Origin of the sequence: Francisella uliginis, assembly GCF_001895265.1 — a bacterium.
Taxonomy (GTDB): domain Bacteria; phylum Pseudomonadota; class Gammaproteobacteria; order Francisellales; family Francisellaceae; genus Francisella; species Francisella uliginis.
In genome coordinates this window covers 2,123,885-2,142,328 of record NZ_CP016796.1, presented here as the reverse complement: position 1 = coordinate 2,142,328, position 18,444 = coordinate 2,123,885, and the positions used below count along the sequence as shown (strand labels likewise).

Here is an 18,444-nt window from a genome sequence, read left to right as displayed (position 1 = left end):
TTATTTTACATTCTTCTGGATTTGATCCATTAATGTTGCTGATGCTGCACGATCTCCAAAAGTACCAAACTTGATAGTAACTTTTGATGCATTGCTTGTAAGCTTTTCTATTTCAATAGAGAAGTCTGTAGTGTCTACTTTTGTATTACCTTCTATTGTTGCATCTGTTGGAGTAATGTCTTTTTTAGTAATAACATAATCATTGTTGTTTTGTACAGCTTCTAAAGCAGCGTTATAAACATCTTTTAAGCTACCGTCCATATTCATAGAATATTTACCTTGAACATAAGCAATTGTACCAGCTCCGGCTGCAGCACCAACGATAAGCCAACAGCCACTAAGTGAAAGTGCAGATGTTGCTAATAATAACGCTGTGAATGTCTTTTTTATTGTCATAACTCTATCCTTTATAAATTTTTATAATTAATCCATAAATCATAATATACAGCGTTTTAAAATTAGTCAATTACTTATAATACTTCACAAGGTTTTACTTCTATAACATATTGCATAAAAAGTTTCAAAAAAAATAATTCACAGTTATTATACTGTCCATATATTTATCTATTATCCTTAAATAAATGCTTCATATATTTGATTTTTGCACAATGATTGTTAATTTGTTGTGTACTTTTTTACTAGCAGGACTTTATGTGGTCGGTTGGCCTATTGGTATATTAGGTTTTATTATGAGTGCTAGTTTATTCTCAATTAGTGGATTGTATGCTGATGCAATATTACAAGTAGTTTTATTATTTAGCTTTGGCTATGGTTGGTATGCTTGGCAGAATAATACAGGTAGTGGTAAAGCTATAGTACATAGGCTAAACATTACAGGATGGTTAAAGGTTTTATTCTTTATCGCGTTATTTGGGATATTTGCTTCACAGTTACTTATAGTATACACAAACTCAACAACTCCATATATGGATGGATTTACTAGTACTGCATCATTGATATGTGTGTTTTTAGCAAGTAGAAAAATAATTGATAACTGGATAATTTGGATTTTTGTAGATTCTACTTACGTATTTTTATATATCTATAAGAGTTTGTTTTTTGCTGCGGTTACTACTTTTGTATATTTAATAGTGGCAATATATGGGTATAAACATTGGCAAAAGGCAATATTATAATATGTTATTAGATGCTCATGTCCATACAGATAAATACTCATCAGCTGATATTAAGAAAGTCGCAATTGAATGTGAAGCATATAACATAAAACTTCTATCTGTTGCGATGTGTATTCCATCATACGAAAAAATAAAAAGTTTAAGTGAAAAGTATAAGTTTATTATTCCTTCATTTGGGGTTCATCCTTGGAAAGCAGAGGAATACTCTAATAAACTACCTATTTTAGATAAGTACTTATCCGAAAGTAGGTTTATAGGTGAGATAGGTTTAGACAAAAGGTTTTTAGAATATGCATCTCCTTATGACGATCAGCTAAAAGTGTTTGAATACATTGTTTCTCACTCTGAGACAAAAAGTAAGCTTTTAAACTTACATACAAGTGGAGCAGAAACAGAAGTAGTAAATCTTTTAGAAAAATATAATTGCAGTAGGTTTATGGTTCATTGGTACTCTGGAAGTTTGGATATTCTAGATAACTATTTGTCTCTAGGAGGTTTCTTTTCCATAGGTGTTGAAGTTTTATTTAGTAAACATATTCAAGAAATAGCATCGGCTCTTCCTCTTGATAGGATTTTGATAGAAACTGATAATCCTTCAGCTTACTCTTGGTTGTTAGGAGAGGAGGTAAATGATGGTATGCCATCACTACTCTTTAAGGTTATAAATAAGGTTTGTGAAGTTAAAAAGATTACGACTAATGAGTTTATGGTTCAACTAGAAAAAAATCAAGCAAATATCTTAGCAACTACTACAAACTTGGTTGTCTAACTAGTTTTTTTGATGAATAATTTAACTACTTAGGTAAGTAGAATAAGAAGGTTGTTTATGCCGTTATATCCAGAAATTGAACCGTATAATGAAGAGTATTTAAAAGTCTCTGATACTCATACAATATTTTTTGAGGAGTGTGGGAACCCTGAAGGTAAGCCTGTTGTGTTTATTCATGGAGGACCTGGTGGAGGAATACAACCTAGTTATAGGCAGTATTTTAATCCACAGAAGTATCGTATTATTCTAGTAGATCAGAGAGGTTGTGGTAAAAGTACACCATTTGCAGACCTACATGAAAATACAACTTGGTACCTGATAGAGGATTTTGAGAAGATTCGGAAAAAATTAAATATTAGACCTCTTGCGAAATACTAATTATTCACCATATATATAGAAAGATTGCTTAAGAGATCCATAAAAATGCAAATAAGCTACGCAATATTGTCAAAGAAAGCCAGAATATTTAGAAAACTAACAGGTTTAAAACTAAAACATTTCAATAAAATCTTAACCGATGCCTCAAAATCCTTAGATGAAGGATTTCCAAGGATTGGCAGAAAGCCAAAAGTTGATAATCATGCAGATAGATTATTGTTAGTTTTAATATATTATCGTTGCTATATGACACAAGAATTTTTAGGCTACTTGATAGGATTAGATGAATCAAATGTAAATCGCCTAATTAGACGAGTAGAGTTACTACTAGTTAAAGAAATACATATAAAAAAAGATAGAAGCATGACTAATCAAAAAGTAGAAAGACTTTTAATAGATGCAACAGAACAGCCAATCCAGAGACCTAAGAAATTAAAACGAAGAAAGGCTAACTATTCAGGGAAGAAAAAAAGCCATACACAGAAAGTAGAAATAGCTATCAGTGAAGCAGGTCAAATAGTTAATGTTTCGAAGGTTTATCCAGGCAGTGTTCATGATATAACTGTTCGCAGAAAATCAGATAAATTAGCTCGTGATGTTGATAAATATTGTGACAATGGCTACCAAGGTATTCAAAATGAATCTACTAAAGTAAAACTCCCCTATAAAAAGCCCAAAGGAGGTTCTTTAAGTATAGAGCAGAAGAATTATAATAAATGGCTTAGTAAGATTAGGATTTATGTTGAGCATAAAATTGCAGAAATTAAAAAGTTTCGTATACTGGGTGAAACCTATAGAAGTTTTGGTAAAAAAGCTAATCTTAGGTTTAATTTAGTGGCTGGAATAGTTAATTTACAAAACGGATTCTAAAAAGAAAATACCTACTTAGAAATAAAATGCCTCTGAAGTAGTATTTCGCAAGAGGTCTATTAACAAGTGGATGGTTTTTGGAGGTTCTTGGGGGAGTACATTGGGTTTAGCATATGCGCAAACCTACCCAGAGGTTGTTACAGAGCTTGTTCTTAGGGGTATATTTTTAGGAAGGCATAAAGAAATATCATGGTTATATCAACATGGTGCAAGTGAAATATTCCCTGATATGTGGGAAAAATATATAGATCCTATCCCTGTAGAGTCTAGAGATGATTTTATATCTGCATATCATAGTATATTGACTGGGAGCGATGATGATCTCAAGAAAAAAGCTGCAAAAGCATGGAGTGCTTGGGAAGCATCAACTAGTAAACTTTATGTAGATAAAAAATCAATAGATAGATACTCAGGGGATAAGTTTAGTTTAGCCTTTGCAAGAATCGAGTGTCACTTCTTTAAGAATGGACTTTTCTTAGAAGAGGCACAGTTACTTAAGAATGCACATAAAATAGAAAATATACCTGGAGTTATTGTGCAAGGGCGCTATGATATGGTTTGTCCAGCGACAAGTGCTTGGGACTTACATAAGGCTTGGCCAACAGCTAAATTAGAAATTATTGCTGATGCAGGTCATTCTATTAGTGAGCCAGGTATTATTGAAGCATTAGTTAAAGCAACAGATAGTTTTGTTTAAAAACACTCAAATTAATCTTATATTATTATTGCTAGCCGTTTTTTTAAAAAAGCATCTTGTTATTCTCATGAGATATGCGTTGAAAGGGTACATATATATAGTTTGTCATAAGCTAAATTTAAGCTAGAAATAAAAAAACCGAAAAACTTTGATTTTTTTTAAGAAAGTACTTGCAATTATGAGGAGTGATGCGTATTATATGTCTTCACCGGCTGACGAGTGATGTCAACGGTAGGAAGCTAAGGCTTTTAAGATATTTAATAGATATATTATATACAAACACTTTGTTAAAGAATTTGAGTATCAGTAGTTAGAGTCAGAATTTGAGAATTAAACTGAAGAGTTTGATCCTGGCTCAGATTGAACGCTGGTGGCATGCTTAACACATGCAAGTCGAACGGAAACGATACTAGCTTGCTAGTAGGCGTCGAGTGGCGGACGGGTGAGTAACGCGTAGGAATCTGCCCATCTGTGGGGGATACCAGTTGGAAACGACTGTTAATACCGCATAATATCTGCGGATTAAAGGTGGCCTTTGTGCTGCCGCAGATGGATGAGCCTGCGTTAGATTAGCTTGTTGGTGGGGTAAGGGCCTACCAAGGCTACGATCTATAGCTGATTTGAGAGGATGATCAGCCACATTGGGACTGAGACACGGCCCAAACTCCTACGGGAGGCAGCAGTGGGGAATATTGGACAATGGGCGAAAGCCTGATCCAGCAATGCCATGTGTGTGAAGAAGGCTCTAGGGTTGTAAAGCACTTTAGTTGGGGAGGAAAGCTTATGAGTTAATAGCTCATGAGAAGGACGTTACCCAAAGAATAAGGACCGGCTAACTCCGTGCCAGCAGCCGCGGTAATACGGGGGGTCCGAGCGTTAATCGGAATTACTGGGCGTAAAGGGTCTGTAGGTGGTTTGTTAAGTCAGATGTGAAAGCCCAGGGCTCAACCTTGGAACTGCATTTGATACTGGCAAACTAGAGTATAGTAGAGGAATGGGGAATTTCTGGTGTAGCGGTGAAATGCGTAGAGATCAGAAGGAACACCAATGGCGAAGGCAACATTCTGGACTAATACTGACACTGAGGGACGAAAGCGTGGGGATCAAACAGGATTAGATACCCTGGTAGTCCACGCTGTAAACGATGAGTACTAGCTGTTGGAGTCGGTGTAAAGGCTCTAGTGGCGTAGCTAACGCGTTAAGTACTCCGCCTGGGGACTACGGCCGCAAGGCTAAAACTCAAAGGAATTGACGGGGACCCGCACAAGCGGTGGAGCATGTGGTTTAATTCGATGCAACGCGAAGAACCTTACCTGGTCTTGACATCCTGCGAACTTTCTAGAGATAGATTGGTGCCTTCGGGAACGCAGTGACAGGTGCTGCACGGCTGTCGTCAGCTCGTGTTGTGAAATGTTGGGTTAAGTCCCGCAACGAGCGCAACCCCTATTGATAGTTACCATCATTAAGTTGGGTACTCTATTGAGACTGCCGCTGACAAGGCGGAGGAAGGTGGGGACGACGTCAAGTCATCATGGCCCTTACGACCAGGGCTACACACGTGCTACAATGGGTATTACAGAGGGCTGCGAAGGTGCGAGCTGGAGCGAAACTCAGAAAGGTACTCTTAGTCCGGATTGCAGTCTGCAACTCGACTGCATGAAGTCGGAATCGCTAGTAATCGCAGGTCAGAATACTGCGGTGAATACGTTCCCGGGTCTTGTACACACCGCCCGTCACACCATGGGAGTGGGTTGCTCCAGAAGTAGATAGCTTAACGAATGGGCGTTTACCACGGAGTGATTCATGACTGGGGTGAAGTCGTAACAAGGTAGCCGTAGGGGAACCTGCGGCTGGATCACCTCCTTAACGGAAATACGAAAAAAAGAATAAGCTCTAATTACATGTTTAAATGATTTAGCTTAGTGTTTGTAGATAATATATTTTAGTGTAAATAAGATACGGGTCTGTAGCTCAGTTGGTTAGAGCGCACCCCTGATAAGGGTGAGGTCGGTAGTTCGAGTCTACTCAGACCCACCAGTATATTAGGTTTAGTTGGGGCCATAGCTCAGCTGGGAGAGCACCTGCTTTGCACGCAGGGGGTCAGCGGTTCGATCCCGCTTGGCTCCACCACTATTTTATTTGCATGATGATAGAGATATTTAACAATTTAGTATAGAAATAGACTTAAGAAAATAAGTGCAAGCGGTGGATGCCTTGGCATTCAGAGGCGATGAAGGACGTGATAATCTGCGATAAGCTTCGGGGAGATGGTAAATAATCTTTGATCCGGAGATTTCCGAATGGGGGAACCCACCTAACACAAGTTAGGTACTCACTCGACATAGAGTGTAGAGCGAACGAGGGGAACTGAAACATCTAAGTACCCTTAGGAAGAGAAAATCAATTGAGATTCCCATAGTAGCGGCGAGCGAAGTGGGAAGAGCCTGGTATGATTTAGCTGTAATTATAGTAGAACAAGTTGGGAAGCTTGACGATAGAGGGTGATAGTCCCGTATACGAAATAATCACAGTGGAACTAAGCATACGAACAAGTAGGACGGGGCACGTGGAACCTTGTCTGAATATGGGGGGACCATCCTCCAAGGCTAAATACTCCTGAATGACCGATAGTGAACTAGTACCGTGAGGGAAAGGTGAAAAGAACCCTTATAAAGGGAGTGAAATAGAATCTGAAACCGCTTGCATACAAGCAGTAGGAGCATTATTTAGTAATGTGACTGCGTACCTTTTGTATAATGGGTCAGCGAGTTACTTTTAGTGGCGAGGATAACTGAATAAGGGATCCGTAGCGAAAGCGAGTTTTAATAGGGCGACTAGTCGCTAGGAGTAGACCCGAAACCGGCGCGATCTATCCATGGCCAGGTTGAAGGTTAGGTAATACTAACTGGAGGACCGAACCCAATAATGTTGCAAAATTATGGGATGAGCTGTGGATCGGAGTGAAAGGCTAATCAAGCACGGAGATAGCTGGTTCTCCCCGAAAACTATTTAGGTAGTGCCTCGTGTATAACTCATTGGGGTAAAGCACTGTTTCGACGATGGGGGTTTTACGACCTTACTGACTCGATGCAAACTCAGAATACGATGAAGTTCAATCACGGGAGACACACTGCGGGTGCTAAGGTCCGTAGTGGAAAGGGAAACAGCCCAGACCGCCAACTAAGGTCCCCAAGTCATAGCTAAGTGGGAAACGAAGTGGGAAGGCCCAGACAGCCAGGAGGTTGGCTTAGAAGCAGCCACCCTTTAAAGAAAGCGTAATAGCTCACTGGTCGAGTCGGCCTGCACGTAAGATTTAACGGGGCTAAGCTATGCACCGAAGTTGCGGAATATATAGTATATATTGGTAGGGGAGCGTTCTGTAAGCCGATGAAGGTGAATTGAGAAGTTTGCTGGAGGTATCAGAAGTGCGAATGCTGACATGAGTAACGTAAAATAAGTGAGATTCTTATTGGCCGAAAACCCAAGGTTTCCTACGCAATGTTAATCAACGTAGGGTAAGCCGGCCCCTAAGGCGTAGCTGAAGAGTGAAGTCGATGGGAAACAGGTTAATATTCCTGTGCCGCTTATATGAACGAAGGAGGGACGGAGAAGGTTAGGTAGGCCTGGCGGATGGTTGTCCAGGTGAAAGTATGTAGGTAGAGATGTTAGGCAAATCCGGCATCTTGTTGATCTGAGATACGAGACGAAGTCAAACTTGTTTGACGAAGCTATTGATACCAAGCTTCCAGGAAAAGCTTCTAAGTATATTGTATAAGCGACCGTACTCTAAACCGACACTGGTGGGTAAGTAGAGAATACTAAGGCTATGAGATAACTCTGGTGAAGGAACTAGGCAAAATGACACCGTAACTTTGGAAGAAGGTGTGCCCTTGATGGTGATAAGACTTGCTCTTTGAGCTGTTGGGGGTTGCAGATACCAGGTGGCTGCGACTGTTTATCAAAAACACAGCACTCTGCTAAATCGTAAGATGAAGTATAGGGTGTGACGCCTGCCCGGTGCTGGAAGGTTAATTGAAGGGGTTAGCGCAAGCGAAGCTCTGGATCGAAGCCCCAGTAAACGGCGGCCGTAACTATAACGGTCCTAAGGTAGCGAAATTCCTTGTCGGGTAAGTTCCGACCTGCACGAATGGCGTAACGACGGCCACACTGTCTCCACCAGAGACTCAGTGAAATTGAAATCGCTGTGAAGATGCAGTGTACCCGCGGTTAGACGGAAAGACCCCGTGAACCTTTACTACAGCTTTGCACTGGACTTTGAATATTTATGTGTAGGATAGGTGGGAGACTTTGAAGCAGTCACGCTAGTGATTGTGGAGTCGTCCTTGAAATACCACCCTTGAATATTTAGAGTTCTAACTCAGGAGAGATTCGAGGACAGTGTATGGTGGGTAGTTTGACTGGGGCGGTCTCCTCCCAAAGAGTAACGGAGGAGTACGAAGGTGCACTCGGTATGGTCGGAAATCATACCTAGAGTATAAAGGCAAAAGTGCGCTTGACTGCGAGAGTGACGGCTCGAGCAGGTACGAAAGTAGGTCTTAGTGATCCGGTGGTCCCGTATGGAAGGGCCATCGCTCAACGGATAAAAGGTACTCCGGGGATAACAGGCTGATTCCTCCCAAGAGTTCATATCGACGGAGGAGTTTGGCACCTCGATGTCGGCTCATCACATCCTGGGGCTGAAGCAGGTCCCAAGGGTATGGCTGTTCGCCATTTAAAGTGGTACGCGAGCTGGGTTCAGAACGTCGTGAGACAGTTCGGTCCCTATCTGCCGTGGGCGTTAGAGATTTGAGAAGAGTTGCTCCTAGTACGAGAGGACCGGAGTGAACGAACCACTGGTGTTCCGGTTGTTTCGCCAGAAGCATTGCCGGGTAGCTACGTTCGGACGGGATAAACGCTGAAAGCATCTAAGCGTGAAGCCTCCTTCAAGATTAGATCTCTCTAGCTATGCTAGTAAGGAACGTTGGAGACTACGACGTTGATAGGCTGGGTGTGGAAGTACAGCAATGTATGAAGCTTACCAGTACTAATGATCCGAGAGACTTAAGTCTATTTCTATGCTGAATTGTTAAATATCTTTATAAAAAGATATATAACCCAAAACACAGTTTTGGCGATGATAGCTTGTAGGAACCACCTGATCCCATTCCGAACTCAGAAGTGAAACTACAACACGCCGATGATAGTCTGGCATTTGCCCAGGTGAAAGTAGGTAGTCGCCATCTTATTACAAATAAAAGACTTATCGTGATAAGCAATAAAAAAAGCCTCGCCCTAAAAAGCGGGGCTTTTTCGTTTCTAATACTTTATAAATTTATTAACTTCGATGATTAGTCTAAAATTCATAGTTTTTAATTCAGGTATATTATTCTCATCAATTTTAACGTAGATAAATTCTGCTTGTGTTACTAGCTCTCTCATGTAACTATTTTTCCTAATAACATAAGTTCTTAGATTTAACTTTAGAGAGGTAGTGCCAATGTTAATTAATTTGGCATAAGCTCTAACAACATCTCCAAGAGCAACTGGTCTTATAAAAACCATAGAGTTAATAGCAACAGTTATTGTTTTGCTTTTGGCAATCTTATAGGCAAGTATTGAGCCTCTTTGATCCATATGGGATAATATCCATTCTCAAATATATCTTCATTTACATTTGTATTTTCAGGGACTGCTAGTGTTCTTATAACTAGCTCTAAAATGCCTGACTAAAATATTTCTTTTATATGATAATGCATTTGCTAAACCCTTGGTACTTATCGTCTTTCAACTTTTAAATAACTACGGTTTAGCTATTTTCAATCTAATCTATATGTTTGTTTTGTACAGAACCTATTTTATTTGTCTTTTAAAATACAAAATTTTATGAAAATTTTATACTTTCTTTATTATTTCCTAATAGAACTTTTATACCACTACAATCTATAATCTATCACCTTTGAAAAATTGATATAAATTTAAAATATAAAAAGAGGCTGATATGATTTTTCTTTCTGCAGTTGTAATGATAACTTTAGCAGTTTATATGACTTTAACTCTTATCTTTCCAGATAAATTTTAATTGATAGGGGTAAGAGATGTATCTAAACTTTATAATATTTGCAATCTTTATAGTAATAATAGCTTTGCTAACAAAGCCATTAGGAAACTATATATTTAAAGTTTTTAATAATGAAAAAACTAATTTAGACTGGTTTGCTAGACCGTTTCAGAGATTATATTTGTTATTTTTGGGAGAAAGCTCAAGAAAAGAGCAAACAGCGAGAGCTTACTTTTTTAGCTTATTAAGTTTTTCAATAATGGCTTTTATCTTTGTTTTTCTAATACTAGTTTTACAAGGAGTTTTACCTTTAAATCCTCAAGAGATAAAAGGTATGAGTCTTTCTCAGGCGTTTAATACAGCTATTAGCTTTGTGACAAATACAAACTGGCAAAGTTACTCTGGAGAAACAGGTGTTAGCTATTTTTCACAGATGATAGCTCTTGCAGTACAGAATTTTGTTTCAGCAGCTGTTGGATTATCTGTAGCAATTGCTTTGATAAGATCAGTAGCTAGACATGAAACAGCAACAGTTGGTAATTTTTGGAATGACCTTGGTAAAGGCATATTTTGGATATTACTACCTATATCAATAGTTATTGCCGTTGTATATGTATTTCAAGGAGTGCCACAAAATATAATGGCATATTTACATGTTCATACTCTAGCAGGTAGTGAGCAAATCATTCCTCAAGGTCCAGTAGCTTCTCAAGAGGCGATAAAGTCACTTGGAACTAATGGAGGAGGTTTCTTTGGTGCGAACTCTGCACATCCATATGAGAATCCAACACTAATAACAAATTATATTCAAATGATCTCAATATTTGCGATACCTGCAGCTTTAACTTACACATTTGGTAAGTGGGTTGGAAATACAAAGCAAGGCTGGACGATCTTTGGAGTAATGTTAGTTTTATTTGTAATTTCTTTACTTATCATGACAATCTCAGAGCTTCATGGTTTAGATTTTCTTGATAGTAAGCATATCCAAGATATATATGGTCAAGTAGGACATTTATCTAATATGGAGGGCAAAGAAACTCGCTTTGGTATATTTAATTCAACTCTGTATAACACAGTATCTACATCAGCTTCAGATGGCGGTGTAAATAGTGTAGTGGATAGTTATTCTGCTATTGGTGGGATGATGGCTATGCTAAATATGGCAATAGGTGAAGTTATATTTGGGGGTATTGGCGCTGGTTTTTATGGTTTCTTTATGTTCTTAATGTTAGCTGTGTTTATTGGTTCATTAATGATCGGCAGAGCCCCTAGCTTCTTAGGCAAGCGTATAGAAGCCAATGATATGAAATGGACAATGCTTGCTTTATTAGTTTCACCATGTTGTGTATTGGTATTTACTGGTGTGGCGAGTGTTATACCAAGTGTGTATGCATCTTTAACAAATAGTGGTGCTCATGGCTTCTCAGAAATATTATATGCTTATATTTCAGGAGCAAATAATAACGGTAGTTCTTTTGCAGGGTTAGCAGCAAATACTAGCTATCTAAATATAACTATAGCATTGAGTATGTTTATCGGTAGATTTGGCATAATTTTTGCGGTGCTAATGTTAGCAGGCTCTTTAGTTAAGAAAAAGCGTAGCTCACAGATATGTGAAATTAGTTCATTAGATACGACAAGTATTATATTTTCAGTGTTGGTGTTTTTCACAATATTAATAATTGGTGGTTTGACAATATTCCCAGCATTAGGTTTGGGTCCAATATTAGATCAATTAAATCTAACTTATTTATAGGTTGAAGTTATGAGTACAAAAAAATCTCCGAGTCTATTATCAAAAGAGCTATTAGTACCAGCTCTATCAAAAACTTTTACAAAGTGTGATCCTCGCCAGATGATCAAAAACCCTGTTATGTTCTGTGTTGAGGTTGTTACTTTATTATGTACATTATATTTAATTACAGAACTTTTTTCTGGTCAAAGCATTGGCTTTACATTACAAGTAGTTATTTGGCTATGGTTTACAATATTTTTTGCCAATTTTGCTGAAGGTATTGCTGAAGGTAGAGGTAAAGCTCAAGCAGATACGCTAAAAGCAGCTAAATCAAAGCTCTTTGCTATGAAAGAAGATAGTGAAGGAAATCTTACAAAAGTAGATGCGGAGAGCCTTAAAATAGGTGATATTGTCTTTGTCGATACTAATAATTTTATCCCATGCGATGGTGATGTTATTGAAGGTATGGCAACAATTGATGAGTCAGCAATAACAGGTGAGTCAGAACCAGTTGTTAAAGAGGCAGGTTCAGATAATTCAGCAGTAACAGCTGGAACAAAAGTTTTATCTGATAGTGTCAAAATTAAAGTCACATCTAATCCTGGTGAAAGTTTCTTAGATAAGATGATTGATCTTGTTGAGAATGCTAAAAGACTTAAATCACCAAATGAAATTGCTTTGACTATTTTGTTATCAGGGCTGACGTTGATTTTTATATTTGCAATATGTTCTTTATATGGCATGGCAATGTATAGCAAGACTCAGTTATCAGCAGTAGTATTGATAGCTTTATTTGTGACTTTAATACCGACAACGATCGCAGGTCTGCTTTCAGCTGTTGGGATATCGGGTATGGATAGATTATTAAAGTTCAATATAGTAGCTATGTCAGGTAGAGCTGTAGAATCTTCTGGTAATATTGATTTATTGCTTTTAGATAAAACAGGGACTATTACATTAGGGAATCGTTTTGCGACAGATTTTATTCCATTAGGGGCTGCTTCTCCAGAAGAGCTTGCTCATGCTGCATGGTTATGCTCTTTAGTAGATGAGACACCTGAAGGTAAATCAATAGTTAAGCTAGCAGAAAAGAACTTTGGTTTTGATAAAAAGAAAGTAGACCTATCAGAAGCAGAAATTATACCTTTCTCAGCATATACAAGAATGAGTGGTATAGATTATCAAAACTTAGAGATAAGAAAAGGAGCTATATCTTCTGTGGAGAATTATTTAGAAGGTAAACTTGATAGTGGTTTAGCTGCGATGTTTAAAAAAGTTACAGAACAAATATCTGAGCAAGGTGGTACACCTCTAGCGGTAGCTCAAAAAGATAGACTTTTAGGAGTTGTACATCTTAAAGATATTATTAAACCAAAAATTAAACAGCGTTTTGAAGAGTTACGTAAAATGGGTGTGCAAACTGTAATGATTACAGGTGATAATCCTTTGACTGCCGCAGCTATTGCAGCTGAAGCAGGTGTTGATGATTTTGTTGCTCAAGCGTCACCTCAAGATAAGCTAGATTATATTATGAAGGCTCAAGAAGAGGGCAAAACTGTAGCAATGTGTGGCGATGGAACAAATGATGCTCCTGCACTTGCCCAAGCTGATGTCGGTATTGCTATGGCTACGGGAACCTCTGCAGCTAGAGAAGCTGGGAATATGGTTGATCTAGATTCAGATCCTAAGAAAATCATAGAAATCGTTAAAATTGGTAAGCAGATACTTGTTACTCGAGGAGCTCTAACAACATTTAGTGTGACTAATGATATTGCAAAATATTTTGTGGTAATTCCTGCATTATTCGTGACAGCTTTTCCAAGTTTGGGAGCTATGAATATAATGAACCTTCATTCGTCTACAAGTGCGATATTATCAGCTGTGATATTTAATGCTTTAATCATTATATTTTTGATTCCAATGGCATTGATCGGCGTGAAAAATGTAGTTGCATCATCGCAAACCTTATTACGAAAGAATCTTTTATTCTATGGTTTAGGTGGCGTAATAGTACCATTTATATGTATCAAGTTGATTGATATGTTTATTACAGCTATTCATTTGGTTTAAGTAAGGAGATTATAAGATGTTAAATTTATTTAAATCATTTAAAGCGATGCTTTTATTTACTCTTGTATTAGGAGTAGTATATCCATTTTTTATAATGTCAGTTGGATATACTGTATCAAAAGATACAACAACTGGATCTCAAGAATATTATAATGGTAAGCTAATTGGATCTAAGTTGATAGGTCAGGTTATGCCGACAAATTTATTCCAAACAAGACCATCAGCATCAAATGATAACCCGCTAGCAACTGGTGGAACAAATTATGCTGTTAATAATAAAACTCAGCTAAAAGATGTTAAAGAAAGAGTTAGCAAGCTACAAGCTAGATACGGATCTAAGACTATTCCTGAAGATATGGTCTTTGCTTCAGCTAGTGGTATTGATCCTGATATAAGTTTACAAGCAGCTAACTATCAAGCTGAGTATGTCGCTAAGAAAAATAACTTATCAATCAAACAAGTAGAGCAGCTAGTAGAGAAGAATACAACTAAGCATTTATTGGGAATAGATACAGTGAATGTTCTTAATTTAAATATTGATCTGCTTAAAATTCTAAATAAAAGAGCTTCTTAGTTATAGATTTTAATGATTGTGATGTAAATCATTAGTTAGTTTCTCTGCTATAATTTTCTTAGAAGCTTCTAAGCTTTGTCAAATTCACTTATAGAGACTTAGATGGATAATAAACAAAAAGTAGATGCGTTATTAAATTTAGCGAATAAAAGCCAAGAGTCAAAAAAAGGCAAGTTAAAAATTTTCCTTGGATATGCTCCTGGTGTTGGTAAAAGCTATGCAATGCTAAATAATGCAAAATCTCTACAGCGTGATAATAAGGATGTTGTAGTTGGTCTTTTAGTAACTCATGGAAGAGCTGAGACTCAAGCATTACTTGATGGTTTAGAGGTTATGCCTCTTAAAAAAATAAACTATCGCGGCAAGGTTTTTGAAGAGTTAGATCTCGATGCGATAAAGGCAAGAAAGCCAGATGTGGTTATAATTGATGAGCTACCACATACAAACTTTGCAACATCAAGAAATAAAAAGCGCTATATTGATATAGAAGAGCTTCTTGATGAAGGTATATCTGTTTATACAGCTATTAATATTCAGCATATTGCTAGTTTATCTTATGAAGTTACACAAATAACCCAGGCTAATGTAAATGAGATTGTTCCAAATGACTTTATACAATCAGCAGATGAGCTAGTTGTTGTAGATATTAGTCCTGAGGAGCTTATAAAAAGGTTAAAACAAGGCAAGGTTTATAAAAGTGATGCTATAGATAGAGCTTTAGAAAGATATTTCCAGTATACAAATCTAACTATACTTAGAGACTATACCTTTAGAATGGCAGCAAATCATGTTGGCCAAGATATTCAGCAATATCGTAAACTCTATCAAAATGGCAGTGCTATTGCTACATCACCATATGTATTAGTTTGTTGTGGTTATGATGAGGCTACTCCAAGCTTATTACGCAAGGGTAAGCTTCTAGCTACGACATTAAATGCTCGTTTAATGGCAGTTTTTGTGCAAAAGCCAAACAAGATAGCTACTAAGCTTAGTTTTGGCGTGATCAGGCGCTATAAAATGTTAGCAAGTAGTTTAGGTTATAGTATAGATCATATTTTAGGAGATAGGGTATCTGACGGGATACTTGAATATGCAAACTCAATAGGAGCTACAGATTTAGTTATCGGTAAATCTATACGACCAAAGTGGAAGGATAAGCTTTTTGGTTCGGTTGTTTATGATATCATCCGCAATAATAATGGTATGCAGATACATATCGTTTCAATCAATAAAAAGGATCATAAGCTTGAGGTAGCAACAAAAACTAAAAAGAATAAATTTAAGGATCTATTCGTTGATACATTAAAGTCTGCTGTTATAACGGCTTTTGCAGGTGTTATTATATTCTTTAGTTTAGACTTTGCTGGACTTGTGTCTCAAACACTTTGCTTTTTAATAGTAATAGCTGCATGTGCTTATCGATATGGTCTAGTATCTTCAATAGTAACATCATTAGTAGGATTTTTCTTATATACATATTTATATCTAGAGCCAAACTTTGTTTTACATATTTCTAGTTTAGCGGAGTTAATTACTCTGGCTATATTTATGGTGATAGTCGTTTCTTCGAGTCAAGTCATTTTAAGGACAAAAAGAGCATTTACACTTCTTAAAGAAAGAGAAAATAATATATCTATATTATATCGTTTTACCAAAATGTTTAACGAAAAGAATTTAGATAAAGATCTACGTTCGATTTTTTTACAAGCATTAGAAGAGTATTTTAAATGCGACTTTGTTTTCTTAAGTGTTTCAGGTTCTGAACTTGATTCTGCTGCATTTCCTCAACACCCAAACTTTAATCAAAAAGAATTAGCCGCTGCAAAATGGAGTTTTAAATATAAAGTTAGTTGTGGAAAAGGGACAAATACTTTTGCGGGTTTAAATTGGGCTATAGAACCATTAGTGATTGAAAATAGAGTTTTAGGAGTTATTGCAATATATTTAAAATCTGAGGAGACTATAGAGAGAATAGTTTCTGATAGCGTACTTTTGAGTAATATGCTTTCCCATATTTCGCATCTACTTCTTAAGAGAAGCTTAGAAAAAGAAGAGAAGAGGTCACTACTCTTAGATGAACAGCGCAAATTACAAAAATCAATGTTATCATCTGTGTCACATGATCTTAAAACTCCTTTAGCATCAATAATGGGGGCTTTAAGCAGTGTTAAATCTTTTAGAGACTCATTTAGCCAAGAGCAACAAGATGAAATGTTAGATCTAGCATTAACGGAGTCTAAAAGGTTAGATAACTATATTGATAATATCGTGCAAATGTTGAAGGTAGATTCAGGTAAACTTTCATTAAAGATCCAGAGTGTGAATAGTAATATTTTCCTTGATGAGATCAAAGGTATTTGCTCGCGTGTTTATGCAGCACAAAAATTTAAGTTTATAGCTCCAAAAGAGTCTTTTGAAATAGAGATGGATCCAATATTGTTTCAACAAGTTATCTTAAATTTAGTTGATAATGCCGTAAAATTTACAGCTGATTTTGAGAAAGAAATAGTCATTAGTTTAAAAAGAAAAAATGATAATTGTTGTCTTTTTGAAGTTGCTGATCAAGGTATGGGATTAAGTGAGTTTGATTTAGAAAAAATATTTACAATATTTCACCGAATAGAGAAAAAAGATAGTTATACTCATGGTAATGGTTTAGGTCTTGCTATATGTAAAGGCATAGTTTCAGCACATAATGGCAAAATACAAGCATATAGTGATGGAGAAGGTAAAGGAAGTGTGCTTAAAATAATCCTTTCTTTGGTTTCAAATATTAAAGATAATTGATACTAAATCTAAATATAAGGCATATATAGAATGGTACAAAAAATATTACTAGTTGAAGATGAACCTCAGATAAGAAAATTATTAGAAAAAACTTTTTTAGTTTTAGGGTATGATATCGAGTCTGCTACAACAGCAGGTGAGGCTAGTAAACTTTTAAATAGTTATATTCCTAATGTTATAATTCTTGATTTAGGTTTGCCTGATCAGGATGGCCAAGAGTGGCTCAGATCTATGCGAGTACATAACTCTACTCCTGTAATAGTAGTCTCTGCACGTAATGATACAGAAGAAGTTGTAAAGGCTCTTGAAAGTGGAGCCAATGATTATGTCAAAAAGCCATTTGATATGCCAGAGCTAATAGCTAGAGTTAGGCGGCAATTAATTAGTTTAGATAGTTCTCAGAAAAAATCTAATTTATTTAAGTTTGCCAATCTGACGGTAGATCTTGAAGATCATAAGGTTATGCTTGATGAGCAAGAAATTCACTTATCAAAAAAAGAATTTATGATTTTATCTCATCTAGTAAATCATGCAGGCAAGCTTGTTATGCAAAATACAATTTTAAATGAAGTTTGGGGTAACTGTTATGGAGATGGAGCACAGTATCTTAGGGTTTATATTGGACAACTAAGAAAGAAACTATCCGCATGTAAAAAGCAACCATTAATAACGACTGAAAATGCTGTGGGGTATCGTTTTATTGAGGCTGATTAATTATATATTAATAAAATCTTTTTGTTATTTTTTAATAAGTTTAACCTTTTATTGCTTATGTTTTTAATAAAAATTATTTTTGTTAAAAAGGCTTGTAAATGGTTATTTTTTGCATACTATGATAGTGCTAATAAACTTAAATTAAGGATGAGAAAATGAAAAAAATAGTTGTAGGATTAGGCTTAGCAATGGCTGCAGCAAGTGGTTTTAGTACGGTAGCTGTTAGTAGTGGTAGCTCTGTAGATATGAAAACTTCCGGATGTGGCTTAGTTGTAACAAATGCAGAAGTTGAAAACTATGGTAAAGACCAAGCTGAAGTTAAAATGAATATAAAAAATAATACTGACAATATGGTAACTATACAAAATGCTATTTCAAGTGTTGATACTAAAACTGAATTACATCACTTTGTAATGCAAGATGGTAAACATGTTATGAAACCAGTTGGAGAAATAGATGTTCCTTCTCATAAAATAGATAAGCTAGGTTTTCATAGAACTCATGTAATGTTAATTGGGTTGAAGAATGCTCCATTAAAAGTTGGTAGTACAGTAGACTTAACTTTACTTGAAAAAGGTAACTGTAGAATACCCGTTCATGCAAAAGTTGTAAAATAACTTGATCTTCGATTAAAATAATGAAAGTTAAAAACT

At 36.5% G+C, this 18,444-nt stretch carries 11 protein-coding genes, 2 tRNA genes, 3 rRNA genes and 2 pseudogenes; 16 read left to right on the top strand and 2 right to left on the bottom strand.

Annotated features, from left to right (window positions below):
- The gene (locus tag F7310_RS09930) at nucleotides 1-396 is read right to left on the bottom strand and encodes a DUF3568 family protein (protein ID WP_072713415.1); all 396 of its coding nucleotides are present in this window, start codon (nucleotides 394-396) and stop codon (nucleotides 1-3) included.
- A gap of 185 nt (nucleotides 397-581) precedes the next feature.
- On the opposite strand from F7310_RS09930, the gene pnuC reads away from it, so the two are divergent.
- From pnuC to rrf, 10 genes and pseudogenes are all read left to right on the top strand, one after another.
- Nucleotides 582-1,136, top strand: coding sequence for a nicotinamide riboside transporter PnuC (gene pnuC, locus F7310_RS09925; RefSeq protein ID WP_072713414.1), 555 nt, complete (start codon nucleotides 582-584; stop codon nucleotides 1,134-1,136).
- Between the two features lies 1 nt (nucleotide 1,137).
- Nucleotides 1,138-1,905 carry a TatD family hydrolase gene (locus F7310_RS09920; protein WP_072713586.1) on the top strand — a complete coding sequence of 256 codons (768 nt, stop codon included), beginning with the start codon at nucleotides 1,138-1,140 and terminating at the stop codon, nucleotides 1,903-1,905.
- Nucleotides 1,906-1,962: 57 nt separating this feature from the next.
- Nucleotides 1,963-2,262: pseudogene (locus F7310_RS09915) on the top strand (alpha/beta fold hydrolase); the annotation flags it as partial.
- Nucleotides 2,263-2,328: 66 nt separating this feature from the next.
- The gene (locus F7310_RS09910) at nucleotides 2,329-3,153 is read left to right on the top strand and encodes a transposase family protein (RefSeq protein WP_072711046.1); all 825 of its coding nucleotides are present in this window, start codon (nucleotides 2,329-2,331) and stop codon (nucleotides 3,151-3,153) included.
- 46 nt (nucleotides 3,154-3,199) lie between these two features.
- Nucleotides 3,200-3,850 (top strand): annotated as a pseudogene (gene pip, locus F7310_RS09905) (prolyl aminopeptidase); the annotation flags it as partial.
- Nucleotides 3,851-4,182: 332 nt separating this feature from the next.
- A 16S ribosomal RNA gene (locus F7310_RS09900) occupies nucleotides 4,183-5,716 on the top strand.
- 94 nt (nucleotides 5,717-5,810) lie between these two features.
- Nucleotides 5,811-5,887: transfer RNA gene (locus tag F7310_RS09895), tRNA-Ile, on the top strand.
- Between the two features lie 17 nt (nucleotides 5,888-5,904).
- Nucleotides 5,905-5,980 (top strand) — tRNA-Ala (locus tag F7310_RS09890).
- Between the two features lie 52 nt (nucleotides 5,981-6,032).
- Nucleotides 6,033-8,919, top strand: a 23S ribosomal RNA gene (locus tag F7310_RS09885).
- A gap of 58 nt (nucleotides 8,920-8,977) precedes the next feature.
- Nucleotides 8,978-9,093 (top strand): 5S ribosomal RNA (rrf, locus tag F7310_RS09880).
- Together the 16S, 23S and 5S rRNA genes with 2 tRNA genes alongside form the textbook arrangement of a ribosomal RNA operon.
- Before the next feature lie 73 nt (nucleotides 9,094-9,166).
- On the opposite strand, the gene F7310_RS09875 is transcribed toward rrf, so the two are convergent.
- Nucleotides 9,167-9,484 carry an acyl-CoA thioesterase gene (locus F7310_RS09875; RefSeq protein WP_084645234.1) on the bottom strand — a complete coding sequence of 106 codons (318 nt, stop codon included), beginning with the start codon at nucleotides 9,482-9,484 and terminating at the stop codon, nucleotides 9,167-9,169.
- Between the two features lie 461 nt (nucleotides 9,485-9,945).
- Between F7310_RS09875 and kdpA the strand changes: the two genes are divergently transcribed.
- From kdpA to F7310_RS09845, 6 genes are all read left to right on the top strand, one after another.
- The gene (kdpA, locus tag F7310_RS09870) at nucleotides 9,946-11,667 is read left to right on the top strand and encodes a potassium-transporting ATPase subunit KdpA (RefSeq protein WP_072713413.1); all 1,722 of its coding nucleotides are present in this window, start codon (nucleotides 9,946-9,948) and stop codon (nucleotides 11,665-11,667) included.
- 9 nt (nucleotides 11,668-11,676) lie between these two features.
- The gene (kdpB, locus tag F7310_RS09865; RefSeq protein WP_072713412.1) at nucleotides 11,677-13,716 is read left to right on the top strand and encodes a potassium-transporting ATPase subunit KdpB; all 2,040 of its coding nucleotides are present in this window, start codon (nucleotides 11,677-11,679) and stop codon (nucleotides 13,714-13,716) included.
- A gap of 16 nt (nucleotides 13,717-13,732) precedes the next feature.
- Nucleotides 13,733-14,290, top strand: a complete 558-nt coding sequence (locus F7310_RS09860; protein WP_072713411.1) for a potassium-transporting ATPase subunit C — start codon at nucleotides 13,733-13,735, stop codon at nucleotides 14,288-14,290.
- Between the two features lie 102 nt (nucleotides 14,291-14,392).
- Nucleotides 14,393-17,077 (top strand): sensor histidine kinase, encoded by a 2,685-nt coding sequence (locus F7310_RS09855; RefSeq protein WP_072713410.1) that lies wholly within the window; start codon nucleotides 14,393-14,395, stop codon nucleotides 17,075-17,077.
- 30 nt (nucleotides 17,078-17,107) lie between these two features.
- Nucleotides 17,108-17,791: a response regulator transcription factor gene (locus F7310_RS09850; protein WP_072713409.1), complete on the top strand. Its 684-nt coding sequence runs from the start codon at nucleotides 17,108-17,110 to the stop codon at nucleotides 17,789-17,791.
- A 155-nt stretch (nucleotides 17,792-17,946) separates the two neighbouring features.
- Nucleotides 17,947-18,408 (top strand): copper chaperone PCu(A)C, encoded by a 462-nt coding sequence (locus F7310_RS09845; RefSeq protein ID WP_072713408.1) that lies wholly within the window; start codon nucleotides 17,947-17,949, stop codon nucleotides 18,406-18,408.
- The last annotated feature ends 36 nt before the right edge of the window (nucleotides 18,409-18,444 follow it).